27 protein-coding genes and 1 other RNA gene are annotated in these 25192 nt (G+C 32.3%); 5 read left to right on the top strand and 23 right to left on the bottom strand.

Translation table 11 applies throughout. The annotated features are described in order from the left end of the window. Positions 1–28: 28 nt before the first annotated feature. From cotE to rny, 8 genes are all read right to left on the bottom strand, one after another. Positions 29–523 (bottom strand): outer spore coat protein CotE, encoded by a 495-nt coding sequence (cotE, locus tag KSU54_RS07060; RefSeq protein ID WP_003534390.1) that lies wholly within the window; start codon positions 521–523, stop codon positions 29–31. 69 nt (positions 524–592) lie between these two features. Then, positions 593–2107, bottom strand: a complete 1515-nt coding sequence (locus KSU54_RS07055) for an IMP dehydrogenase (RefSeq protein WP_003534391.1) — start codon at positions 2105–2107, stop codon at positions 593–595. A gap of 75 nt (positions 2108–2182) precedes the next feature. Further along, positions 2183–2521 carry a YlbF family regulator gene (locus KSU54_RS07050; RefSeq protein ID WP_003534392.1) on the bottom strand — a complete coding sequence of 113 codons (339 nt, stop codon included), beginning with the start codon at positions 2519–2521 and terminating at the stop codon, positions 2183–2185. Continuing rightward, positions 2502–3947 carry a tRNA (N6-isopentenyl adenosine(37)-C2)-methylthiotransferase MiaB gene (gene miaB, locus KSU54_RS07045; RefSeq protein ID WP_003534393.1) on the bottom strand — a complete coding sequence of 482 codons (1446 nt, stop codon included), beginning with the start codon at positions 3945–3947 and terminating at the stop codon, positions 2502–2504. Before miaB ends, KSU54_RS07050 begins: the two co-directional genes overlap by 20 nt. A gap of 126 nt (positions 3948–4073) precedes the next feature. Further along, positions 4074–4319, bottom strand: a complete 246-nt coding sequence (locus tag KSU54_RS07040) for a hypothetical protein (RefSeq protein WP_003534394.1) — start codon at positions 4317–4319, stop codon at positions 4074–4076. 112 nt (positions 4320–4431) lie between these two features. Then, a complete protein-coding gene (locus KSU54_RS07035; RefSeq protein ID WP_003534395.1) occupies positions 4432–4692 on the bottom strand; it encodes a stage V sporulation protein S in 261 nt (86 codons plus the stop codon). Between the two features lie 45 nt (positions 4693–4737). Then, positions 4738–5511 (bottom strand): TIGR00282 family metallophosphoesterase, encoded by a 774-nt coding sequence (locus KSU54_RS07030; RefSeq protein WP_003534396.1) that lies wholly within the window; start codon positions 5509–5511, stop codon positions 4738–4740. A 41-nt stretch (positions 5512–5552) separates the two neighbouring features. Next, positions 5553–7109 carry a ribonuclease Y gene (rny, locus tag KSU54_RS07025; RefSeq protein ID WP_003534398.1) on the bottom strand — a complete coding sequence of 519 codons (1557 nt, stop codon included), beginning with the start codon at positions 7107–7109 and terminating at the stop codon, positions 5553–5555. A gap of 300 nt (positions 7110–7409) precedes the next feature. On the opposite strand from rny, the gene KSU54_RS07020 reads away from it, so the two are divergent. After that, the gene (locus tag KSU54_RS07020) at positions 7410–9581 is read left to right on the top strand and encodes a DNA topoisomerase III (RefSeq protein ID WP_117792041.1); all 2172 of its coding nucleotides are present in this window, start codon (positions 7410–7412) and stop codon (positions 9579–9581) included. Positions 9582–9679: 98 nt separating this feature from the next. Here KSU54_RS07020 and recA read toward each other — a convergent pair whose 3' ends face one another. The 7 genes from recA to rnpB form a co-directional block, all read right to left on the bottom strand. Further along, a complete protein-coding gene (recA, locus tag KSU54_RS07015) occupies positions 9680–10717 on the bottom strand; it encodes a recombinase RecA (protein ID WP_008792720.1) in 1038 nt (345 codons plus the stop codon). Between the two features lie 38 nt (positions 10718–10755). Next, positions 10756–11214, bottom strand: coding sequence for a CinA family protein (locus KSU54_RS07010; protein ID WP_003534406.1), 459 nt, complete (start codon positions 11212–11214; stop codon positions 10756–10758). Further along, positions 11214–11807 (bottom strand): CDP-diacylglycerol--glycerol-3-phosphate 3-phosphatidyltransferase, encoded by a 594-nt coding sequence (gene pgsA, locus KSU54_RS07005; protein ID WP_003534408.1) that lies wholly within the window; start codon positions 11805–11807, stop codon positions 11214–11216. Before pgsA ends, KSU54_RS07010 begins: the two co-directional genes overlap by 1 nt. Beyond that, positions 11807–12799 carry a helix-turn-helix domain-containing protein gene (locus KSU54_RS07000; RefSeq protein WP_003534410.1) on the bottom strand — a complete coding sequence of 331 codons (993 nt, stop codon included), beginning with the start codon at positions 12797–12799 and terminating at the stop codon, positions 11807–11809. Before KSU54_RS07000 ends, pgsA begins: the two co-directional genes overlap by 1 nt. Before the next feature lie 383 nt (positions 12800–13182). Further along, positions 13183–14328 (bottom strand): lactaldehyde reductase, encoded by a 1146-nt coding sequence (gene fucO / locus KSU54_RS06995; protein WP_003534412.1) that lies wholly within the window; start codon positions 14326–14328, stop codon positions 13183–13185. Positions 14329–14468: 140 nt separating this feature from the next. Continuing rightward, a complete protein-coding gene (locus KSU54_RS06990; RefSeq protein ID WP_008792721.1) occupies positions 14469–15023 on the bottom strand; it encodes a TetR/AcrR family transcriptional regulator C-terminal domain-containing protein in 555 nt (184 codons plus the stop codon). An 87-nt stretch (positions 15024–15110) separates the two neighbouring features. Further along, positions 15111–15430, bottom strand: an RNA gene (gene rnpB / locus KSU54_RS06985) — RNase P RNA component class B. A 536-nt stretch (positions 15431–15966) separates the two neighbouring features. Here rnpB and KSU54_RS06980 point away from each other — a divergent pair. Both KSU54_RS06980 and KSU54_RS06975 read left to right on the top strand, forming a co-directional pair. Continuing rightward, positions 15967–16404 carry a MarR family winged helix-turn-helix transcriptional regulator gene (locus tag KSU54_RS06980; protein WP_003534415.1) on the top strand — a complete coding sequence of 146 codons (438 nt, stop codon included), beginning with the start codon at positions 15967–15969 and terminating at the stop codon, positions 16402–16404. Next, positions 16404–17471 carry an FUSC family protein gene (locus KSU54_RS06975; protein WP_003534416.1) on the top strand — a complete coding sequence of 356 codons (1068 nt, stop codon included), beginning with the start codon at positions 16404–16406 and terminating at the stop codon, positions 17469–17471. Before KSU54_RS06980 ends, KSU54_RS06975 begins: the two co-directional genes overlap by 1 nt. A gap of 119 nt (positions 17472–17590) precedes the next feature. Here KSU54_RS06975 and KSU54_RS06970 read toward each other — a convergent pair whose 3' ends face one another. The 3 genes from KSU54_RS06970 to KSU54_RS06960 form a co-directional block, all read right to left on the bottom strand. Continuing rightward, complete coding sequence (locus KSU54_RS06970) at positions 17591–17911, bottom strand: hypothetical protein (protein WP_003534417.1); 321 nt, start codon at positions 17909–17911, stop codon at positions 17591–17593. Between the two features lie 11 nt (positions 17912–17922). After that, positions 17923–18330, bottom strand: a complete 408-nt coding sequence (locus KSU54_RS06965) for a helix-turn-helix domain-containing protein (protein ID WP_217751457.1) — start codon at positions 18328–18330, stop codon at positions 17923–17925. Between the two features lie 142 nt (positions 18331–18472). After that, positions 18473–18793: a DivIVA domain-containing protein gene (locus KSU54_RS06960; RefSeq protein WP_003534419.1), complete on the bottom strand. Its 321-nt coding sequence runs from the start codon at positions 18791–18793 to the stop codon at positions 18473–18475. Positions 18794–18999: 206 nt separating this feature from the next. Between KSU54_RS06960 and recU the strand changes: the two genes are divergently transcribed. Both recU and KSU54_RS06950 read left to right on the top strand, forming a co-directional pair. After that, complete coding sequence (gene recU / locus KSU54_RS06955; RefSeq protein WP_003534420.1) at positions 19000–19599, top strand: Holliday junction resolvase RecU; 600 nt, start codon at positions 19000–19002, stop codon at positions 19597–19599. Next, the gene (locus tag KSU54_RS06950) at positions 19589–22249 is read left to right on the top strand and encodes a transglycosylase domain-containing protein (RefSeq protein ID WP_008792724.1); all 2661 of its coding nucleotides are present in this window, start codon (positions 19589–19591) and stop codon (positions 22247–22249) included. Before recU ends, KSU54_RS06950 begins: the two co-directional genes overlap by 11 nt. Before the next feature lie 62 nt (positions 22250–22311). Here KSU54_RS06950 and nth read toward each other — a convergent pair whose 3' ends face one another. The 5 genes from nth to KSU54_RS06925 all read right to left on the bottom strand — a co-directional run bounded on the left by nth (position 22312) and on the right by KSU54_RS06925 (position 25171). After that, positions 22312–22953 carry an endonuclease III gene (gene nth, locus KSU54_RS06945; RefSeq protein WP_020994200.1) on the bottom strand — a complete coding sequence of 214 codons (642 nt, stop codon included), beginning with the start codon at positions 22951–22953 and terminating at the stop codon, positions 22312–22314. Continuing rightward, the gene (locus KSU54_RS06940; protein WP_008792726.1) at positions 22946–23545 is read right to left on the bottom strand and encodes a DnaD domain-containing protein; all 600 of its coding nucleotides are present in this window, start codon (positions 23543–23545) and stop codon (positions 22946–22948) included. Before KSU54_RS06940 ends, nth begins: the two co-directional genes overlap by 8 nt. 4 nt (positions 23546–23549) lie before the next feature. After that, positions 23550–24038, bottom strand: a complete 489-nt coding sequence (locus tag KSU54_RS06935) for a hypothetical protein (protein ID WP_008792727.1) — start codon at positions 24036–24038, stop codon at positions 23550–23552. A 79-nt stretch (positions 24039–24117) separates the two neighbouring features. Beyond that, positions 24118–24825 carry a zinc metallopeptidase gene (locus KSU54_RS06930; protein ID WP_008792744.1) on the bottom strand — a complete coding sequence of 236 codons (708 nt, stop codon included), beginning with the start codon at positions 24823–24825 and terminating at the stop codon, positions 24118–24120. Positions 24826–24898: 73 nt separating this feature from the next. Beyond that, the gene (locus KSU54_RS06925; RefSeq protein WP_008792745.1) at positions 24899–25171 is read right to left on the bottom strand and encodes an HU family DNA-binding protein; all 273 of its coding nucleotides are present in this window, start codon (positions 25169–25171) and stop codon (positions 24899–24901) included. Positions 25172–25192: the final 21 nt, after the last annotated feature.

Raw genomic sequence — 25192 nt, 5'->3', positions numbered from 1 at the left:
AACCTCAAAAGAAAAAAGGCTTCCGCCTTTATTTGATAAAATTTTCATCGACTGTTAAATTTTCTAATTCATCCCATGTCTCATTCTCTGCTTTAGTTTCTACTCGCATTGTTGTTTTACCAACAACACTTAATGAGATTTCTTTTTCAATCTCAATGACAACTTTATCTTCCAACTTATTTACACTAATACATTTTGGTTCACGATTACAGGTAACCATTAATTCATCACCCTCATCAAAATTTCGGGTTTCTTTTTTCACTAAATCTAATTCGTTTAAGTAGCTTACAGTTTGCTTCAATAGACTACTATCATCATTGATACTGTACCATAGATGAACGTCAAAAGTTCCCAAAACAACAGGTTTCCCATCTTTAAAAGCTGCGTTATAACGATGGTTAGTAATCCAACACCCTAGAATTTTGTCATATCCTTCAATCGAAAACGGATATTTATTAAGGGTTCTTTTTTTCCCTTTAGCAATTACTGCCTGAGTAATGATTTCACGAATATTATTTGCCATGTTCTCACCTATTTTAATATATGTTGGAAATTAAAAAAAATGAACAAAAAAACGCGAATTAATCGCGTTTTAGTTTTGATGTCCATTTCCAGATGTAGAATCTTTTAAAACTACATCATGTGCGCCACCTTCAACAATACTAGTTGAGGAAACAAGCGTAATTTTTGCTTTCTCTTGTAATTCTGGAATAGTTAAGGCTCCACAGTTACACATTGTTGACTTGATTTTACTTAAAGTTAAACCAACATTATCTTTTAAGCTACCGGCATATGGTACATATGAGTCAACTCCTTCTTCAAAAGAAAGTTTAGAATCACCACCCATATCATAACGTTGCCAGTTACGAGCACGAGCAGAACCTTCACCCCAGTATTCCTTCATATACTGACCGTTGATACTAACTTTATTAGTTGGAGATTCATCAAATCTTGAGAAATATCTACCTAACATGATGAAATCAGAACCCATAGCTAAAGCCAATGTCATATGGTAATCATGAACGATCCCACCGTCAGAGCAGATTGGAATATAAATTCCTGTTTCTTTAAAATATTCATCACGTGCTTTAGCAACTTCAATTGTAGCCGTTGCTTGCCCACGACCAATTCCTTTTTGTTCACGAGTGATACAGATTGATCCACCACCAATACCAATCTTAACAAAATCTGCTCCAGATTCAGCTAAAAATCTAAAACCATCCGCATCAACAACATTACCAGCTCCAACTTTAACGCTATCACCATAATGTTCTCTGATCCAGTCAATCGTAATTTTTTGCCATTCTGTAAAGCCTTCTGATGAATCAATACATAAAACATCAGCACCTGCTTCTACTAAAGCCGGTACACGTTCGGCAAAATCACGAGTATTGATTCCAGCGCCTACCACATAACGTTTCGAATCATCTAATAGTTCGTTTGGGTTTGATTTTCTTGTTTCATAGTCTTTTCTAAAGACAAAATATGCTAATTTTTGATCATCATCAATAATAGGTAAAGCATTTAACTTATTATCCCAAATAAGATCATTTGCTTCTTTTAAAGTAATTCCAATGTGCCCACAGATTAATTTATCATATGGTGTCATGAACTCAGTTACTTTTGTATCTAAACCCATTCTAGAAACCCGGTAATCTCTGCCTGTTACGATTCCTAATAATTTTCCATTGGCACTACCATCCTCAGTTACTGCCATTGTTGAATGTCCAGTTTTCTCTTTTAAAGCAATTACATCTGCAAGTGTATCACTAATACTTAAATTAGAGTCACTTGGAACAAATCCTGCTTTATAAGTTTTAGCTCGTTTAACCATAGCTGCTTGATCTTCAATCGTTTGTGATCCATAAATAAATGAAACCCCACCCTCTCTTGCAAGAGCTACTGCCATTTTATCATCAGATACAGCTTGCATTACCGCTGAAACTAGGGGAATATTTAATGATAACGCAGGTTCTTCACCTTTTTTAAATTTAACTAATGGTGTCTTTAAGCTAACATTTTTAGCTTGACACTCAGCAGATGAATATCCAGGTACTAAAAGATATTCATTAAATGTGCGTGATGGTTCATCAAAAAAATATGCCATTTTCTATCTCCTTTTCTATGTCGTTTTGTGTAATATTTCATAAATTATAATTAGGATCAATCGTTAAGTCAAGCCCTATTTTAATAATTGTCCGTTTATATATGTATTTATCGATTGCAAAAGACTATCTACTTCTTCCTTCAAGTATAAATAATTAACAACTAATGGATGATTCTCAAATTCATCTTTAATTTTTTGATATTCTTCAATTGTTTTAACAACTGTTTCATCTTGTTTTGACTTTTGATTTACAATCTTCTTTTGATATGCTTTCATCTTTGCTTCAAGTTTTTCTATCTTATCATCCTGATGAATTAGCTGCTCATACTTTTGATATTCTTTAATGACATCAAGATTCAATAAATATTTATTTAACTGTTTAGCACAATCCAAACTACGATTCAATTGATTCACCTTTCAAAGCCCATGTTTTGGCTTCAGTTATTTTTACTTTAATAATTTTTCCAATATCTTTAGGATCACCTTTAAAGTTTACCAATTTTTGATGCCGAGTATACCCAGTCAACATTGAATCATCCTTCTTAGATGTTCCTTCAACTAATACTTCGACAATCTTATTTAAGAAACGTTGATTTTGCTTATACGCTTTTTCATTAACGATTTCATTCAATTTATATAATCGTTGGTCTTTTTCATCACTTGCTACATTATCAACCATTTTCGCGGCTGGTGTTCCTGCCCGAGGTGAGTAGACAAATGTATAAGCTAAATCATATTCACACTCTTGATATAAAGACAATGTATCTAGATATTGTTCATGAGTTTCATTTGGAAACCCCACGATAATATCTGTCGTGACTGTGCAGTCAGGAATATATTCTTTGATCTTATGGAATAATTCTAGATATTGTTCACGACTATAACGGCGCCCCATCAACTTTAATACTTCATTATTCCCCGATTGAACTGGTAAATGAATTGCCGGCATGATATTATCATATTTCGCAATAATTTTGATCATATCTTCACTAAAATCCCAAGGATGACTCGTTGTAAAACGAATTCGTGGAATATTTGTTTTAGCGACATCCTCAAGTAAGTTTGAGAAATTATAATCCTCACCTAAATCTTTACCATAACTGTTAACATTTTGCCCAAGAAGCGTTATTTCTTGATAGCCTTCAGCAACCAGTTCTTCAACTTCTTTGATAATATCTTTTGCTAAACGAGAACGTTCTTTTCCACGTGTATAAGGAACGATACAATAAGTACAAAATTTATTACATCCATACATGATATTTACCCATGCTTTATACTTGTTGTCCCGTCTAACTGGTGCGTTTTCAATTACATCGCCCTCTTTAGACCAAACTTCAACAATCATCTCTTTACTATAAAGTGCATCTTTTAATAACTCAGGTAATCGATGTATGTTGTGAGTACCAAAAATCAAATCAACATGGGGATGCTTTTCCAATATCCGATTAACAACAACCTCTTCTTGAGCCATACATCCACACATTGCGAAAATTAGATTTGGATTAGTCTTCTTTAAATTTTTGACATATCCAACTTTTCCAAATACCTTTTCTTCGGCATTTTCACGAATTGCACAAGTATTTAAAACAATCACGTCAGCCTCTTTAATTTCTGTAGTCGGTTGATATGACATACTTTCCAATATTCCTGATAAAGTTTCACTGTCACGTTCATTTGCTTGACACCCATATGTTTGAATATAATATTTTTTTCCTAGTCCAACTTTGACCATATCTCCTGGAACATGATAGGCATCATCATAGCGACCAACTTCGTCACGACTTCTTCTTTTAGCCTCATTTAATGAAGGCCCTTTAAAATAATTACTATAATCTTTCATTTATTCACCACTTTTCTATCATATTATATACATAAATCTCTATTATTTCCACAAGAAAAAATTCATTTTTATTAAATCTAATTCTTGCTTTTATCGTAAATAAAAAAATAAGGACTTACGTCCTTATTATCCGAAGAATCCATCTGGTTGAATAGAGAAGTATAAAACTGCTCCATCAGGTGTCTTTTTAAAAAGACTCTTACAATGTCCAGCTGCTTCATCTGGTGTAAGTTCTGTTTCACATTCAATTTCAGCCTTGATTCCAGTTTTTTTAATGAATTTACATTTTACTTTATCATCTTCATATCCATCAAAAAAATCGATTAATTTTTGTGTTTGTGCAGTTTGCATTAATAATTTACATTTTGCCATAATAAATCTCCTCCTATATCACGCCTACTATTATAACGCAAAACACTAAAAAAAGAAACCCTTTTCATCTAAAGTAGGGTTACTTTTTTTGTTAAGTTTTTATTACTTAAAATTATCGTAATTCTAACAATAACCTAAGTGCTGTGATTTCCTTATCATCAACAATTAGATCATGAAATGAAGGAATACAGACAATTTCATTTCCAGTTGGGATAATATAACCCCGAGCAATTGCAATTGCCTTAATTGCTTGATTTAAAGCAGCAGCTCCAATAACCTGAATCTGTAATTTAGATTCATTTCTAATCATACTAGCAATAGCGCCAGCCACATTATTAGGGCATGACGTTGATGATACTTTAATTGTTTCCATAATTTTCCTCCTAAAAAAATATATGAAAACATTTAATTATTATACCTAATATGGATGATCTTGATTAATTAAGATTCGTTCAATCGCTACAGGTGTATTTTCCTCAAAAGTAATTATTACTCCAGATAGCTGACCACTACTTTCAGCTACGATAAATGGCGCTCCAAAACCTCTTAGCCTTGTGACGATTGCATCAAGATCGCAACCAATTGCGCTCATATACGGCCCCGTCATTCCTACATCACTGATGAAAGCTAATTTACTATCAATTATCTTTTCATCAGCAGTCTGGACATGAGTATGTGTTCCAAGAACAGCACTTGCCTTATCTTTAACATAATGTGCAAAAGCGATTTTTTCACTTGTTGCTTCACCATGAAAATCTATGATATGAATATCATGCGGTAAATCAAGATACTCATCAATTACTTCAAATGGATTTGAAGTACGACTATCCATAAAAGCAACACCTAATACGCTAGTTATCCTAATCAATTTACCTTTTACATTAAATACCCGTGATTTAACTCCAGGTAGTACTTTTGGCTGATTGATTGGTACAATCAATTTATCCGCTTCATCAATATAGTCATATAATTCCTTTTTATCAAAAGTATGATTTCCCATTGTCATGGCTTGAATTCCCTGAAATGATAACTCATCATAATGGCGTTTTAGTAAACCTTTTCCATGACTTGTATTTTCAACATTTGCTATTACAAAATCAATTTGATTATCTTTTACAATACGATGCAAATAATCTTCAATCATTTCACGTCCAATTGAACCAAATACATCACCAATAAATAATATTTTCATTTTATTTCCCTTTCAAATAAAAGGATAGGCTATGCCTATCCCTATTTAGCAACTTCACTTGCTCTTACTTCACGAATTACTGTAACTTTGATATGTCCTGGATATGTAAGCTCTTCTTCAATCTTCGTTTTAATATCACGAGCAATTTTATGAGACATCAAGTCATCTACTTTATCTGGCTTAACAACAATTCGAACTTCACGTCCAGCTTGAATTGCAAAAACCCGATCAACTCCATCAAAGCTTTTTGCCATTTCTTCAAGTTTTTCTAGTCGTTGAATATAGTTTTCAATTGTCTCACTACGACTACCTGGGCGTGCTGCACTCAAAGTATCAGCAGCAGCAACCAAAATTGATATTACACTTGTTGCAGGTACATCACCATGATGTGATTCAATTGCATTTACAACTGTAGCATGTTCACCATGTTTTTTAGCAAATTTTGCTCCTAATTCCACATGGCTCCCTTCCATTTCGTGGTCAACTGCCTTACCAAGATCATGTAATAAACCAGCCCGTCGAGCTAGTTGTTGATTTAAACCTAATTCAGCAGCCATGATTCCTGCTAAATGAGCAACTTCCAATGAATGTTGTAAGGCGTTTTGGCCATAACTAGTACGATACTTAAGTTTTCCTAACATCATGATAATATCTTTATCAATTTTTGAAATTCCTAATTCAAAAACGGCATCTTCACCTGTTTTGCGAATCACTTCATCTAATTCATTTTTAGTTTTTTGAACTACTTCTTCGATTCTACCTGGTTGAATTCGGCCATCACGAATCAAAGTCTCCAATGATAATCTAGCAATTTCTCTTCTAACAGGATCGAAGCATGAAATTGTAATAGCTTCAGGAGTATCATCAATTATTAAATCTACCCCAGTACATTGTTCGATTGCTTTTATATTGCGACCTTCACGTCCAATAATTCTTCCCTTCATTTCTTCACTTGGAAGAGCGACAACAGAAACTGTTCTTTCAATTGTTTCTTCTTGAGCATAACGATTAATCGCATTAGCGATTATATCACGAGAAAGCAGACTTGCTTTTGATCTAGCTTCCTCCTCTTGATCTTTAATATAAGCCGTCATCTCTGTAGCAGTTTGTTGTTCAACCTGCTTAAATAATTCTTGCTTAGCTTCATTTGCTGACATTGCAGCAATTTTTTCTAATTCACCAATTTTAGCATTGATTTTTTCTTTTAATTCAGCTTCTAGTTTACCTAGTCCGGCTTCTCTTTCGTCTAATTGTACTACTTTTTGCGCTAAAACATCTTCTTTCCCTTGAACAGCAATATCACGACGATCAACTGTTTGTTCACGTTGTAAAAGTTTATTTTCAAGTTCATTAATTTCTTGTTTTTGTTCTTTAGCTTCTTTTTCAGCTTGAAGTTTTAACTCATATGCTTCTGTCTTAGCATCTAAAATTGCTTCTTTAACAAGATTGTCCGCTTTGGCAGTTGCATCATCTATAATCTTTGCAGCACTTACGTTAGCTTTAGAGATTTTTAATTTATTAATTAAATAATTAATAAAAAAACCTAAAGCCACAGCTAGAACATAGGTTAAAATAGAAAAGGCAATATTTCCTGGCATATTTGTCCTCCATTTTCTTCTATGTAAATTATTTTTATGAATCTATAGGAATTCATTATGTGACAAGCACAATAATATTGTATAATATTTTGACATCATTTACAATGAAAAGTGTTTCGAGGATATTTTTTTGTTAAAGTCCTATAACAACAAATTTTAGGTGATTTTAAGATAATAATTTTTAAAAAGAGAAATATCTATGATTAAATCAACAAAAAAAAGATAGCGGTATCATTTTATAATTTAGTTTCATATCAGTAGTTTATTATGATAGAATATTTAAGAAATGAGGTAAAAAAAATGTCAAAAACACTAGTATTAGCAGAAAAACCATCAGTTGGACGCGATATTGCACGAGTTCTACAATGCAATAAAAATGTTAATGGTGGTCTTGAAGGAAATAAATATATTGTTACATGGGCTTTAGGTCACTTAGTAACATTAGCTGACCCTGAAAAATATGATAAACATTATCAAAAGTGGGATTTAAATGATCTTCCCATCATGCCTGAAAAAATGCAATTAGTAGTTATTGGTAAAACTGCTAAACAATATAATGCCGTCAAAAACCTTATGAATCGTAATGACGTTAAAGATATCATTATAGCAACCGACGCCGGTCGTGAGGGAGAACTAGTAGCTCGATGGATCATTAATAAAGCACATATTAAAAAGCCAATGCAGCGATTATGGATTTCATCAGTAACTGATAAAGCAATCAAAGAAGGGTTTAAAAAATTAAAAAATGCTCGTGAATATGAAGCTTTATATCATAGCGCATATAGTCGAAGTATTGCTGACTGGATCGTCGGAATCAATGCTACTCGAGCTCTTACCTGTAAATATAACGCTCAACTAGCTTGTGGTCGTGTTCAAACCCCTACACTAGCAATGATTGCAGCTCGTGAAGAAGAAATTAAAGATTTTGTTCCTCGCAATTATTATGGTATAGAAATCATTAGTAGCCAAATTAACTGGACTTGGCTATCTGCCAAAAAAGAAAAACATTTATTTAATGAAGCCAAAATAGATGAAACTATTAAGAAACTTCAAAATCAAAAATTAAAAATAGAAAAAATCTCAACTTTCACAAAAAAGAAATATGCTCCACAATTATATGATTTAACTGAATTACAACGTGATGCCAATAAACTCTATGGTTTTTCTGCTAAAGAAACTTTAGCAACAATGCAAGATTTATACGAGTATCATAAAGTATTAACTTATCCTAGAACTGATTCACGCTATTTAACCGATGATATCGTTCCAACATTAAAAGAGCGTCTAGAAGCTAGTCGCGGGGGGGATTATGACAATATAATTGATAAAATATTAAAAAGTCCAATAAGAAAACAAAGTCATTTTGTCAACAATAGTAAAGTTAGCGATCATCATGCGATTATTCCTACTGAACAGCCTGCTATGTTAGGTTCATTTACAGATCGAGAATTAAAAATTTACGAATTAGTTTTAAAAAGATTTTTGGCAGTTCTATTACCACCTTATCTATATGAACAAACAACAATTAATGCAATTGTAAATCAAGAAATTTTTACTGTTTCTGGTAAAATTGAAACCCAAATCGGCTGGAAAGAAGTCTATGGTCATGAAGAAGATAGTGAAGATCAAACATTACCATCATTAAAGCAAAATCAATTTTTACCAATCACTGAAATAACCAAAACAACTGGTCAAACAACCCCACCAGGTTATTTTAATGAAGCAACCTTATTATCAGCAATGGAAAATCCAGTTCGTTATACAAAAAACACTTCGAAACAATTAAGTTCTACTTTAGTCAACACAGGAGGTTTAGGGACTGTTGCAACTCGAGCAGATATTATTGAAAAATTATTTAATACCTTCTTAATTGAAAAAAGTGGTAATGATATTCATGTTACAAACAAAGGAAAACAATTGTTGAAATTAGTTCCACAAGATCTTAAAGAACCCGAGTTAACAGCAAAGTGGGAAATGGAATTAGCTAAAATTGCTAAAAAAGAACAAAAATCAAATATTTTTATTAATGAAATAAAAAAATATACTCGTTCTTTAATAGATGAAATAAGTTCTAGTGAAGCCAAATTCAAACACGATAATCTTACTACTAAAAAATGTCCAGAATGCAATCATTTCATGTTAGAAGTTAATGGAAAAAAAGGAAAAATGCTTGTTTGCTCTAACCCCGATTGTAAACATCGTGAATCTGTTTCCATCATCACAAATGCTCGCTGTCCTAATTGTCATAAAAAATTAGAACTTGTTGGTAAAGGTGACAAACAGATGTTTGTTTGTAAAACATGTGGTTATCGCCAACATATGAACGCCTTTAAAAAAGAACGAGAAAATAAAAATAAGCTGGCTCGTAAAAGTGATGTGAAAAAATATATGAATCAACAAAAACAACAGCAGACTGCTGTTGAAGATTCACCATTTGCTGCTCTTTTAAAACTCAAAGATGAATTAAAATAGTTCTTATCGTATTGATAAGAACTATTTTTACATCTAAATATTATTGACAAAACCATAAAAAGGGTAAAGCCGTCAAACAGCTCTAGCCCTATCTTTTCTTATTCTTGCTCACTTTTATTATCGCTCTCTAAGGAGTCTTTGATTGCCTGTGTAATTTCTTCCATAATTTCACTATGAGTACTTAAGAAAGTCTTAGCATTTTCACGCCCTTGACCTATTTTTTCACCTTTATACGCATACCATGCTCCACTCTTTTCAACAATGTCTTTTTCTACTGCCAAATCGAGTACTTCACCATCACGAGAAATTCCTTTACCATAAATAATATCTACTTGTGTAGTTTTAAACGGTGGAGCAACTTTATTTTTAACAACTTTAATATTCACTTTATTTCCAACAATTTCTGTTCCTAATTTAATTGCTTCACTACGACGAATTTCGACCCGAACAGAAGAATAGAATTTTAATGCTCTTCCTCCTGTTGTTGTTTCTGGATTACCAAACATAATCCCAATCTTTTCTCTCAATTGATTAATAAAAATAATCGTACATTCAGATTTATTTAATTCTGCCGCAATTTTTCTTAACGCTTTAGACATCAAACGTGCTTGAAGTCCCATTTGCGAATCACCCATTTCACCATCAAGTTCTACTTGAGGTACTAATGCCGCAACCGAATCGACAACAACTAAATCAATCGCACCTGAACGAACCAAAGTTTCAGCAATTTCTAGTCCTTGTTCTCCAGAATCAGGCTGTGAAAGAATTAATTCATCAATATTAACTCCCAAATTTTGCGCATAAACAGGATCAATAGCATGTTCTGCATCAATAAAAGCAGCACGTCCTCCTTGTTTTTGACATTCAGCAATGGCATGTAATGTCAATGTTGTTTTTCCACTAGATTCAGGTCCGTAAATCTCAATAATTCTTCCTTTAGGATATCCGCCGATTCCTAAAGCTAAATCTAAAGTTAAAGAACCAGTAGGAATTACATCAACACTAACGGCAGCGCGATCACCTAATTTCATTACAGAACCTTTTCCGTATTTTTTTTCAATTTGCTTAATTGCATCATCCAAAGCTTGGACTTTTTTAGCTTCTTCTTTATTCTCTTTAGTCTTTGCTTCTGCCATAATATTCATCCTCCTACTATTATATACCTATATAAATACTAATTTACTTTTATTTTTTCATTCAATTTTCGAATTACAAAATCAATTGCCTGTTTCTGGATTTCTTCACGAGTTCCCTTTAAATTCAATTCATAGATATTGACACCTTGGTATAAAATCCCAATATAAACTAATCCTACTGGCTTCCCTTCCATTGCATCAGGCCCAGCATTGCCTGTAAATGATACACAGACATCACTATCAAGAATTTGTTTTCCATTAACGCACATCAACGAAGCTACTTCTTTACTTACAACTCCATATTTTGAAATTATTTCATGCGAAATTCCTAATAGTCTTTCCTTTGTTGTACTTTGATATGTTACTAAACTTCCTTTGTAAACCTTAGAAATGCCAGGAATACTTCCTAGCATTGCAGCAAAGTTACCTACTGTAAAACTCTCTACACTAGATATACTTATATTATATTGTATTAATGTTTTAGCTAATTCATCCATCACATTGTCTCCGTAAGCATCTCGCGATTTTTTAAGAAATAATCAATCCCGCTAATAACTGAAATTACTGTAGCTAGCCATGCTAAAGCGTTAGCTACATCGACTCCCAGTACAGTAAAAGGAAAATTATTAACTAATAAAAATCCTAATGCAATCATTTGGCTGACTGTCTTTAGTTTACCAAGTTTACTTGCCGCCACGACTACTTGTTTACTCGCAGCTGACATTTTAATCGCATCAACTATAGTATCCCGAGAAATCATTATAATAGGGATAATAATATTGATTGTCTGGTCACTTGCCAATAATAAGAAAATCGTATTAATTAACAACTTATCAGCAATTGGATCAGCAAATTTACCAAATGTTGTTATTAACTTTTCTTTTCGAGCTATTTTTCCATCAAAATAATCAGTAATTGATGCGATAATAAAGATAAATAAAATGATAATATTTACTAATGATATATTTGTCTCCAAAACATGATAGACAGGAACCGTAATTCCTGCACTATCATACGGAAACATATAAATAAGAATTAAGAAGGGAACTAACAATACCCTTGTAACTGTTAATTTATTCGGTAGATTCATTATTGCACCCGCGTAATTTTAAGGGTATGATTACCCCCATCATATTCACTTGCATCAATTTCTAGAGGTTGATCGTTAATGTAGAAACGATGTCCCATAAAATATCCTAATTTTAATTCCAAATTTTGGAAATTCTCTACCGGAATATCTAGTTCAACTATTTCTGGAGCTGCATCAGTTGCATTTGATTTATTAGCATTATTGTAAATACCGCTCTTGAAGCCGCTATAATCACTACCATTGACATTTAATTGTGACCATGTCCGACCAACAAATTCCATTTTAAACTTGAAAGTAGTCATACTTGGATCAAGTTTAATACTATAATCTAACTCACCATTTTTAGTTATTTCAACTGTAGGCGTTTCAGCCTTCTTATCATCTTCATTTTTATCATCAGTATTAGAATTTTTGTTGTCATCACTGTCTTGTTTACCAGCATCATTATTTCCTTCGACAGTTGGTGTATTGTTATCTTTAAAATCTGGCGCTTCAGTATTAGAACGCCCTGCAACGATTGCATACCAAACAACAAAAATGATGGCCACACAAACCACACCAACTAAAGCATATTTAAAATATCTAAGCAAATAGCGATCTTCATAAACACGTTTATTAGAGATAGATTTTTTAGGTTTTACATTTTTTAAATCTTTAAATGTATCACTTACCTTACCAGAAATAGTAATGTTCTTTTTATTTTCTTCAACTAACCGTTTATTTAAATCCTCTTGACGAATTTCTTCTAACTGAATTTCTTGTGTCAGTGCTTCAAATTCAGCATCTAATTCTTTTTCTTCTAACCCTAGGTATTTAGCAATTTTCCGTAAATACATTTTCAAATATAATTCGTCACCTTTATATTTGTCAAACTTACCTGATTCTATATCTTTTAAGACAGCTACTGAAATAAATGTTCCTTTGGCCAACTCTTCAATCGTGACCCCTCTAGCCTCACGTTCTCGTCTAACATGTTCACTAATATTTTCCATGAGCTATCCTCCTTTTTTCCATAATTATAAAAAAGCCTATAATAAACACATAAATTATATCATAATTATTATTTATGACAATAACCTAATCATATTTATTTTATGAAAGACTTTAAAAAAATATACCTTAAAAAAACCACCTTATATATGATACTTTATAAATATAAACTATTTATAAACTAATTGAAATTAATTGAGTAATTTTTTTAATCCATTTATTAGTCTACAAGTTGACAATATAAACGGTCAAGTAATTTTTAACAAACACATTAAATCACAAAATCAAAAAAAAGGCTATGGATTGATGTGACCCCCAAAAGTTAGCTCAAAAATCTAACTATCAGAATACTGGTACAAAACTTACAGCCTTTTTCTAATACTTATTATAATAAAGATTGATATAATTCTTTAATTTCAGCAACGCTAGTTTCTCGTGGATTACCAGGGCGGCAAGCGTCATCATATGCTGATTGTGATAAAAAGTCAAGATCTTCAACTTTAACAATTTCTTTTAAATCAGCTGGAATTCCCACATCTTGAGATAATTTTTTTACCGCATCAACAGCAGCTTTACGATATGCTTCTTGATCCATTCCTGTAGTATCAACACCCATTGCCTCAGCAATATCTTTATACTTAGTCCCTGTTGCAGGAGCATTATATTCCATTACTGTTGGTAAAATAATCGCGTTAGCCACTCCATGAGGTGTATCGTATAAAGCACCTAATGGGTGAGCCATTGAGTGAACTATTCCTAAACCAACATTTGAAAATCCCATTCCAGCAATGTATTGTCCTAATGCCATACCTTCACGACCCTCAGGAGTATTTTCAACAGCACCTCTTAATGAACGAGCAATAATTTCAATCGCTTTAATGTGGAACATATCACTCATTTCCCATGCTCCTGCGGTAATATAACCTTCGATAGCATGAGTTAAAGCATCCATTCCTGTAGCAGCAGTCAATCCTTTCGGCATACTTGCCATCATGTCTGGATCAACAAATGCAACAACTGGTAAATCATGAGGATCAACACAAACCATCTTTCGATCTTTTTGTGCATCAGTAATTACATAATTGATTGTAACTTCAGCTGCAGTCCCAGCGGTTGTGGGAACAGCCAAAATAGGTGTACAAGGATTTTTAGTTTCAGCTACACCTTCAAGACTTCTTACATCACTGAATTCAGGATTTTTATCAATGATTCCAATCGCTTTAGCAGTATCCATTGAAGAACCTCCACCAATAGCGATCATATAATCCGCTTTGGCTTCCTGTAAAGCTTTTACACCGCTTTGAACATTTTCAATAGTTGGATTTGGTTTAATATCAGAATAAACTACATAGTCTAAATTTGCTGCATCTAATAAGTCTGTGACTTTTTTAGTAACTCCAAATTTAATTAAATCCGGATCTGAGCATACCATTGCTTTTTTAAAGCCACGAGCCTTTACCTCAGTTACGATTTCCCTGATAGCACCACTTCCATGATAACTTGTTTCATTTAAAATAAATCTGTTTGCCATATTAAAATCTCCTTTTGTTTTATTTCTTGATAAAATTTTAACATGGATTTTTCAATATATTCAAGTTACAGATGTAAGCGTTTGTAACATTTTCGTGATTGTCATGCAATTTAGTTGCAGTAATAAAAAAGTATGTCTCCTTACTTTTTTATATTTAAAATAAATGGCTCTAACCGTTGCGGTAATGCTTCAATCAATAATTTTACAATATCATCTATACTAATCGGCATATCACTCAATACCCATTCAACGGTCATATCAATCGATCCTTTGCAATACATCTTTAACAAAAAATCAATATCAGCAGTAACTGATTGCCCCAAATTCTTCTCAATGATGTTTTTATAAAACTCATATATACAATTAAAATCATAATTAACCAGATTATTATAATCATTAGATTTAAATGCTTCTTTAAAAAAGGAATGTTCGCTTTTAATAAAAGCAAACTTTAATTGTAAAGCCTCTTGTAAAGAACACCCATCGCCCATTTGACGAAATGACTTTAAAACCAGCTTTTCGAAGTACCAGTTAACCAAGTCATATTTATCTTTAAAGTAGCGATAAAATGTCTGACGCGTCATCCCGCTGCGTGTAACAATATCAGTTACTGCAATTTTATCCAAGGGATGAACCTTAATTAAACCTTTAATTGCTTGAGCAAATACATATCTTGTTTTATCATGTTTATTCATATTCATACCTCTTTAATAATTATAAACGAGGATAAAAAAATAGACAAATAAAAAAGCTGAAAATATTCAGCTAAATAACGACTCGTTTTGTAAGCCAAGTTCTGTTTTTCAAACGATTATTTATCTATGCACATGCATCCGCCTTCGCGTTCATTTCCGTTTAGACGATTCCCCTACCAAATTTGGGTTTCTTCCTTGCAGAGTTTACCTCTTTTCAGCTAATCTTTCGATTAGAATAGTCTCTGTGGCACTTTACGGCTTATCAACCATACTTACGCTTAGGTCTTAGGCCCGTCGTTAGCTCACGCTACTGTGACTTATTGATTCGTCACATACAAACACTACAAGCATCGCAGCTTGTGGAAGCCTGGACTTTCCTCTACTTTTGTAGCAATCGTTTTCTACGAGTCTATTATATTTTACTTATTTCGAAATAGAAAACAAGTATTATTTTTCAAACAGTCGTGATAAAACAAATTTATCAATTACTTTTGCAATAGCCTTCCTTATTAGATGCTTTAGTTATATAATCATATTCCACTTTAATCCTTGCTACACTATTTTCAACTTCATTTCTTTCACTTTATCAACACCACGATGATTAAATTCAATATAACGATTTTACCTAAATTACTTACACCAAGATTTTTATCAAAAACCTCTGTTACTTCCATCCTATCAGCTATTCGATTCAATATCATCTTGCTAAAAGTTGCAAATTAATCAGAACTATTATTCTAATAGTTACTCAAAGCGCTTTATTCAGTGATTTCCAAACTTCCAGTTCCTATCCAAATATTTTCCATCCCTACCATGCAATCGCACCTCAAGAATGTTGTATACACCTAAAATAAAAAAATTGTTATTTTTTAAATTGACGTTATTGACAATTCTTTTTTTATGAATAATATATAGTTAATAAAGTTAACTAAGAGGTGGAATTATGAAAGAACCAGAATGGATAAAAATGATAAATTACTCACAAGAAATTCGTTTGTTTTCGCATTTATTAAATCGCCGAGGTAAGCCAAAAAATGTTCTTACTAAAGACGAACTAGATTTATTATCAATACTAATTATCGATGATGAAATAATTACCCCTATTATTATCAGCAAACGAATGGGTGTATCAAAACCATTAGTAAGCCGTCTTATTGAGCAATTAAATAAAAAAGAACTGTTACTTAAAAGTCCACACCCATTTGATAAACGTAGTTATTGTTTAAAAATAACTGCACAAGGAAGAAAACATCTTGATGATATATATACTTATTATTTAGAACCCATCTATCAATTAAAAAAGAAATTACCATCTGATGATTTTACACAATTAATCAACTTAATAAAAAAATCTAATATAACCTTAAAAGGAGGACAATAATGACTATTTATCAAGCAATGCAATTAAATGTTAAAAACTTAAAAGCTGCAATTAGTGATACACCTACAAAAAAAGATAAACATCGTTATATTGCAGCAATGATCCTAAGAAATATTTTCTGCTTAGCCTTTTGTATTATCTTTATCACTTTTTTTACAACACTTTTTGGAAATGAAAATAGTTCAGTAGGAATAATCGGTCTGTTGGCAGTATTATCTCTTCGCTTTACTGATTTAGATTTTAATATTAAACAAAGTACATTAGCCCTAATTGCCAGTTTTGTAATATGTGCTATTGCTCCGCATTTAGCCAATATAGTCCCATTGGGCTTTGGGTTATTAATAAATTTTAGCGCTTTACTACTAATCTTAATACTTACAAGTCATCAAGTTAGTTACGCTAACCATTTTACCTTTATTCTTGGTTATATTCTCTTATGGGGAAACGATGTCAGCGAAAACAGTTATACTCTGCGGATTATTGCCATGATGGTTGCAGCCATCTTTACAGCACTTGTCTATTATCATTGTCACTATCAACAAACGATGAAACTTAACTTCAAAGACATTCTTAAAGATTTTTTTAGTCCTAGCAAGCGAACATTTTGGTATCTAAAAATCAGCAGTGCGATTGCCTTGGTTATTTTTCTTGGAGAAATGCTTAATTTTTCAAGAACTATGTGGATTGCATTTGCATGTATGTCAATAATCAACATCGATCATGAACAAATTATCTATAAATTTAAACATCGTGCTCTTTTTGTTGTTGTTGGCAGTATAATTTTTGGGATACTATTTACAATAGTTCCTAAAGAATATTTAGGGTTAGCAGGGATTTTAGGAGGAATCATGGTAGGTTTTAGCGGCAGTTATCATTGGCAGACCGTTTTCAACTGTTTTGGCGCCTTAGCAATCACCATTGATTTATTTGGATTTTTAAATGCAATCATCATTAGAATCGTTGCCAATATCGCCGGTAGTATTTTCAGCTTTGTTTATCACCACCTTTTTGAAAAGATTATTCAATTATTAATAAATGAGAATCTAATGTTTGATAATAATTTATAATAGAATATCTAATTAAAAGTGCTCTTAGAGTTTAAACAACTAAACTTTAAGAGTATTTTTATAACAAAAAAAGAGGCTTTCCTCTAATTTTCCTTTAGAAGTCACCCCCAGATATATTTTTATCCTATCAATACCTTATTAATAATCAGTCCAATTGCCCCACTGACAATAAAAATCAAACCGACCCCAACCTTCTTTTTTCGTGAATTCATTACTTCTCTATCTTGATTTGATAATGTCGATGGATATTTATGGCGACCAATTAAATACAAAATCAGCCCGCTAGAATTTTGTCCTCCAATCGCTATAAATCCTAAAAATTTAGGGTGTTTTAACCCTCGACTTCGAGCATCAAGCTCTGCTATCTTAAAAACTTGATAAGCTGTATTTACGGCTCCAGGCAGAACAATAAAAACTAATATTATCTCATACCATTTCATTTTCTTTTCTCCTAAAATTTTTTTATTACCTGATAAAATAAAGCAGCAATACTACACATAGCAATCACCAGGACACTTGCCAGTAAATATTTATTATTTGAAATTATAGTATTAAAAATAACTAAGCCAAAAAATAAAATAATATTAATTATAGCAACACAAATTAATTTTTTATTACTACTAACAATATTGGTACTTTCATTCAAATGTTCAATCATCTTATCATCACCTTTCAATAGTTCATCCAAACTAATTTGATATAGATCACTTAATTTAATAATACTAATAATATCTGGATAAGTTTTAGCATTTTCCCAATTTGAAATTGTCTGTCTTGATACTTGCAACTCATCAGCTACATGCACTTGAGTTAGCTCAACTTTTATACGAGCTGTTTTAATTTTCTTTGCAATTTCCATTAATCCTTCCTCCTGATTGCATCATCACATTTATCCCCTTAATTGTCTATCAAAAACTTTTGACATCGATATTTTTACTGTCAAAACCCTTTTACATCATAATAAAAGACACTTTATTGCTTATAAAGTGTCTTATTAACAATTATCTATTCTGATTAAATACGACTTTTTCTAATAACGATAATCTTTTTAAAATATCAACGTTTGTAGAAAGATTTTCTTCCATCGCATGGATATTATCATCTTGAAGAGCCTTTTCTCTTTCAAGTTTAGCAATCTTGATCTTTTGTTCGCTTAAACGCGCTTCCAGTTGATCAATCTTATCATACGAAGCATTTAACATAGCTGCAAAAGCTTCATAATCATTTACAACCATATCTAAAAAATGATCTACTTCTTCAGCATTATATCCTTTAAAATCTACTTTGAATTCTTTAGCTATTATCTTTTTAGGGCTTAACATTACTTTCTTTTCCAAGTTTATCAACTCCTTATCTCTACTTTATATTGAAACAAAAAATTGTCTTAAATGCAAGCGATTAATCGATTATTAACATAATGTTAGTGATTTTACTTAAATTGACAATGTTTTGGAAACTCATAAGATACTATGATATTTTAAGACAGATATGGTATAATACCTTCGTAAAGTAATAAAAAGGAGCAAGCATGGTTAATTATCCAAATATGAAAAAAACAACTGTTCATCAAACAAAGCTAATTGATGGAAAGTTAAATACTCGTCATCGGGGAATGAATTTAGAAGAAGATTTAAATTTGACTAATAAATATTATTTAGCTAGAAAAATCGCAAATATTCATAAAAAACCTACCCCGATTCAGATTGTTAAAGTAGATTATCCTAAAAGGTCTGCAGCTAGAATTGTTGAAGCATATTTTAAGACTCCTTCAACCACCGACTATAATGGGATATATAAAGGTAAATATCTGGATTTTGAAGCAAAAGAAACTAAAAAACAGAATTTTCCTTTTACGAATATTAGTGTTCATCAAATCGAACATTTAAAAAGCGTGATTGAACACCAGGGAATTGCTTTTGTAATTATTGCTTTTACCCATCTAAATGAGGTATACTTAGTTAATGCATCATATGTAATTGATGCATACTATCAACCTGATCAAAAATCTATCTCTTATCAAACGGTTAAAGAAAAGGGACATTTAATTGAACAGGGATTTAATCCCCGCTTAGATTATTTAAAGATAATTGATCAGTATTATTTAGGAGGTCACGAAAATGACAGATAGCCCTACAAGAAAAAGAAAAACAAAGAAAAAATTAAATTGGAAAAAAGTCGCTACATCTCTAGTAGTTGTAATTTTAATAGTCTGTTTAGGCATGGGTTGCTTCTTTGCCTGGTCAGTATACAAAGAAACCGATGATTTCTCAGCTAAAAAATTACTTTCTGGGGAAGCGAGTAAGATGTATGATATTAATGGTGAATTAATGTATACATTTGGTAGTGACACAAATGGTAAACGTGAAAACGTTACTTATGAGGATTTACCACAAGTATTGATTGATGCCGTTGTTGCCGCAGAGGATTCTCGTTTCTTTGAACATAACGGTTTTGATTTACCACGTATTGCTAAAACAATGATCACTAACTTAGCTCATTTAAGTATTCGTGGGGGAGGATCAACAATTACTCAACAGGTAATTAAAAAATCTTACTTTCCAAAAGAAGAACAAACTTATACGCGTAAACTAAGTGAAATCATTCTTGCAATTCAGGCAACTAAAGAAATTAGTAAAGAAGAAATAATTACTTTATATTTAAATAAAATTTATTTTGGCCGCAGCACTAGCTCAATCGGAATTGCTGCAGCTAGTAAATACTATTTTAACAAAGATGTCTCACAACTTACGCTTCCAGAAGCCGCTCTATTAGCAGGAACATTGAATTCGCCAAGTGCATATGATCCATATTATAATTTAGAAAAAGCGACTCAACGTCGAGCAACAGTTTTAAATTTAATGGTTGATCATGGGTACATCACTCAGGAAGAATGTGATTTAGCAAAACAAGTAAAAGTCGAAAATACTTTATCACAAGGTATTACTTCTTCTGACGATGCTTTAGCTGCTTATGTAGATATCGTCACTAAAGAAGTTAAAGAAAAAACTGGCTTGGACCCTGCAGAAACTCAAATGAATATCTATACATATTGCAATCAAGAAGTACAAAAAATGGCTACAGCAATGGCTAATGGTGAAACTTATAAATATAGCGATGAAGATATGCAAATGGGTGGTAGTGTTCAATCTACTCAAGATGGTCGGATCATCGCCGTTATCGGTGGACATAACTACAAATCCGGTGATTTAAATAAAGCTACCGTAAAACAACAGCCTGGTTCATCAATGAAACCACTATTAGACTATGGTCTTGCCTACAAATATCTAAATTGGAGTACTGTTAATACTGTTAAAGACGAGCCATTGACTCTAGGCGGTAAAACAATTAAAAACTGGGATGGTCAGTACCATGGTTCAATGAGTATTTCTGATGCCCTGCTTAATTCATGGAATATCCCAGCCATTACAACTTTCCAAGAAGTAAAAAAAGCAGCTGGCAGCGATGCGATTATTAAAGACATGGAATCTGTTGGTATCGATATGTCTGACCAAGATAAAGAATTAAGTGATACTTATGCAATCGGTGGCTGGAAAACCGGTGTAAGTCCAGTTGAATTAGCTGGTGCATATGCAACGATTGCAAATAATGGTAATTATATCGAATCTCATACAATCAACTATGTTGAAGTTGTCGAAACAAATAAAACCGTCAAAATTGATGAAGAATTGCAAAAAAATGTTACTCAAAGCATTGGTGAAGACGTATCTTTCATGATTCGTGAAACAATGTTAAGCTATTCAAGCAGTACTACAGGAAGTTATTCATCACTAAGCGGACTTGATAACGTTGGCGCTAAGACAGGAACGTCTAACTGGGACAGTACTAGTCCATATGTTAAAGCAGGTAAGAGCCGAGATTTATGGATGACTGCTTACACCCCTGACTATACATGTTCAGTATGGATGGGATTTGATACAACAGGTATCAAAAAAGGTAAGAATACTTCTGACTATAAAGCTTATCCAGCTAAAGTAGTCGCTGAATTACTAAAATACTTACAAAAAAATACAACCGACAAAAAATCATATCCTGAGCAACCATCTGGTGTTGAACAAATTCAAGTTGTTGCGGGAACATATGATAGTCCGACTGCTAATACACCTGCTAGTCAAATCTTAACAGGATGGGCTAAAACAGGATATGGTCCAACTACAGCAGCTAAAGACCCTGAAATTAATACTTTATCAGCATTCGAGGCTTCTATTAATGGTAATGGTAAAATAGATGTTAGCTTTACCGCCTATGAACCTGCAAATCCTGACATTGTCTATGTTGTTGAAGTCTATGATGAATCAAATAATCTTTTATATAGTACTAAATTGACTACAAATAGTGGTACGATTGATTATGCCCCAACCGGTAAAGTAAAGGTTGTTGGATATTATGCATATTCAAGCGGTAGTCCAACATCTAATAAAATCGAAAAAACAATTGGTTCAAGTGCTAAATTAGATAAAGTAAATTATTCAATTACTTCCGGTGGTTCTTCTGTTACTAATGGTTCGACCACAGCAACCAGTTCAGTTGCAATTAAAGTAAACGCTCAAAGCAGTAGTAATACGATTACGATTCAATTTATGAATTCTTCAGGAGGAACAATTGGTTCACCTAGTACCTTTACAGGTAGTGCAACTAAAGAATTCGCATTAACACCAGGTGCTCAATATACCGTTAAAATCACTGAAAGTGATGGTACTAATACAGTTAGTGCTTCAATCAGTTTTACTGTTGGTGGTAATTCAAACCCTGGAGAATAATAATAAAAATATCAGCTTTTAATAAAGCTGATATTTTTTATTAAAAAGACATCCTCAGGCGCCTATAAGTATTTATTTTTAATCGGATCCTTACACATATCAAACAGTTTACATTCTGTACAACTAGGGTTAGTTGCTTTACAAAAGTATCTTCCAAAGAAAATAAATTGATGATGGGATTTATTCCATCTATTTCTTGGTATAGAACGACATAGTTTCTTTTCAACAGTTAAAACATTGTCATCTCTTTTAGCAAAGCCTAATCGTTTAGAAATCCTTTCAACATGCGTATCAACTGCAAAGGCTGGTATATCAAATGCTACAGAACGCACAACATTTGCTGTTTTACGACCTACCCCCGGTAGACTCTCTAATTGTTTTTGATCACTTGGTACAATACCATCAAACTGCTCAATTAAAACATGTGATAATGCTAGTAAGTTTTTAGCTTTGTTTCGATAAAGTCCAATGGTTTTAATATCCTGCTCTAATTCCGGTAAACTAGCTTGACTTACTGCTTCAACAGTCGGATATTTTTTGAATAAATTTTCTGTCAACTGATTAACTTTTTTATCTGTTGTTTGTGCTGATAACATTACTGCAACCAATAATTGAAAATCACTTTCATGATTAAGTTCACAATAAGCATCTGGAAACAATTCATCAAAATATTCTAATACTCGGTTAGTTTTTTCTTTATTCATTTTCCCACCATTTATATTCACTAATTGGAACTTTTCGCTGTGGTTGTTCACTTTCAACATAGCGTTGTTTAATACCATTTTTAGCCCAATTATTCAATATCCCTTCTACATATCTAAAATTAAGAACTTGGCTCTTCACTGCCTCTTTTAAGGCTTTAACAATCATTTCATCACTATAATCGCTTTCTTTCCAATCTTTAATAATATTTAATTCAATTGGTGATAAAGGTCGTCCAAATTGTTCTTCAAAAATAGTAACAATATTAAGACTCTCCTCCTCTTGTTTAGCACTCGCTGATTCATGATCTTGTAATAGTTTATCTTCAAGATGATTCAAACTAATTGAACCAGCTCGGTTATAAATAAGTTTTTTATTTAATAAACTTTGTAGCACCTTATTAAGATCATGACTTGTCAACATCGAATAATTTTGAATCATCTGTGGCGTTACTGTCTTGATCCCTGCTTCCATTAAAGTATAAATAAGCAGCAAAATATGACATTCATTACCGTCAATCTTTAATTCCTTTGCGCTTAACACCAGTAGTCGTTCAATATTAATGCATTTACTTTCAACTAAACTCTTTAACATCATTCTATCCATTATCAATTCGATATGCCTTTACGAATTCCCCATTATCAATTCCATAAAAAGCATAAACCAGTGAATCCTTTCCTTGATACATTAAACAATAGACAAAGATTTCATTTTCATAACCAACTGAAACTTCACTTGGCTCCTGTTTATATTTTTCTTTAAATGCGTTAATACATACTTGTTGATCCACTACATCACCACTATAAGATTTAATTAATTTATATTTTTCATCAAAAACTGCATATTGTTGTTTTTTGCCCTTGGTTGCACGAATAATATAGTAACTTTTATCACTATTATAGCGGTCAAAATACTTAACATTACTATAATTATTCTCTTTAACAATAACATTTTCAATACTTGTAATCTCATTTTTATGTTTTGAATAGGGAACATGAACCCAAAGCATATAAAAACTAACAACTATTAAAACTAAAACTAAAAAAACAATTAATATATTAAAACGATTTTTTCGTAAAAATTTCAAAATAACACCAACTTTCCTCGCTTAATTATTATACTATCAATTATCATAATATAAAAGAAAAAATCTCTAAAAGAGATTTTTAATCACGATCATTACCTATAACGATCAATACAATTCTTAATAATGACAGTACCGTCGACAACATCGCTGCCACATAAGTAAACGCCGCTGCTGATAACATTGATTTAGCCCCACTATATTCATCGGTAGTGAGATAGTTAGCTTTTAAGATTCTTAATGCTCTTGAAGAAGCATCAAATTCTACTGGCAAAGTAACAATTTGAAATAACAAGATTCCTCCCATTAAAAATACTCCGATCCAAGCAACACTTGTATTTCCCATGATCAAACCAATAAATACAGCAATCCATCCCAAATATTGTCCAACATTGCATAATGGCAAGATAGCATTTCTAAATACGAGCGGCTTATAACCAACTAAATGCTGGATTGCATGCCCACATTCATGACTAGCTACCGCAAGTGCCGCAATCGATGTTCCATCATGAATTTCACGTGACAAATTGATTGTCTTATTTCGAGGGTTGTAATGATCAGATAATTTTCCATTAACAACATGAATTTGAATATCACTCAATCCATTTCGATCTAAAATTTCTCGTGCAACCATCGCTCCGGTTATACCTCGGCTATTGGGGATTCTTTCATAGCGTTTATATGCACTATTAACTTTTATTTGACCATATATCATAATTAATGATCCAATAATAACTAATAAATACCCAAACATATAATAGCTATTCATTGGAAAATAATAAAATGGCATATATATCAACTCCTTTACACTCTATTATACACTATATTATTAACTTATTATTAATAAAATAAAAATGCAATGATTAATTCATTGCATCTTTCAAACGATTACTAGGTTTGAATGTAACTGTCTTGCTTGCAGGAATGACCATTTCTTCTTGAGTTTTTGGTGAAATTCCTTTGCGAGCTTTACGATCATTTACTTTAAATGTTCCAAATCCAGAGATTAAAACTTTATCTCCTTCAACAACACTACGCGTAATTGTATTAAAAACTGTGTCTACTAAAATTTCGGCATCTTTTTTAGTTAAGTTTCTTTCTTTAGATACTGTTTCGACTAACTCTTTCTTGTTCATAACAACCTCCATAATTCTAAT

The organism is Erysipelatoclostridium sp. MSK.23.31, assembly GCF_019125875.1.
Taxonomy (GTDB): Bacteria; Bacillota_I; Bacilli_A; order Erysipelotrichales; family Coprobacillaceae; genus Thomasclavelia; species Thomasclavelia ramosa.
The sequence above is the reverse complement of the archived record's forward strand: the minus strand, read 5'-3'. Positions and strand labels throughout refer to the sequence as shown.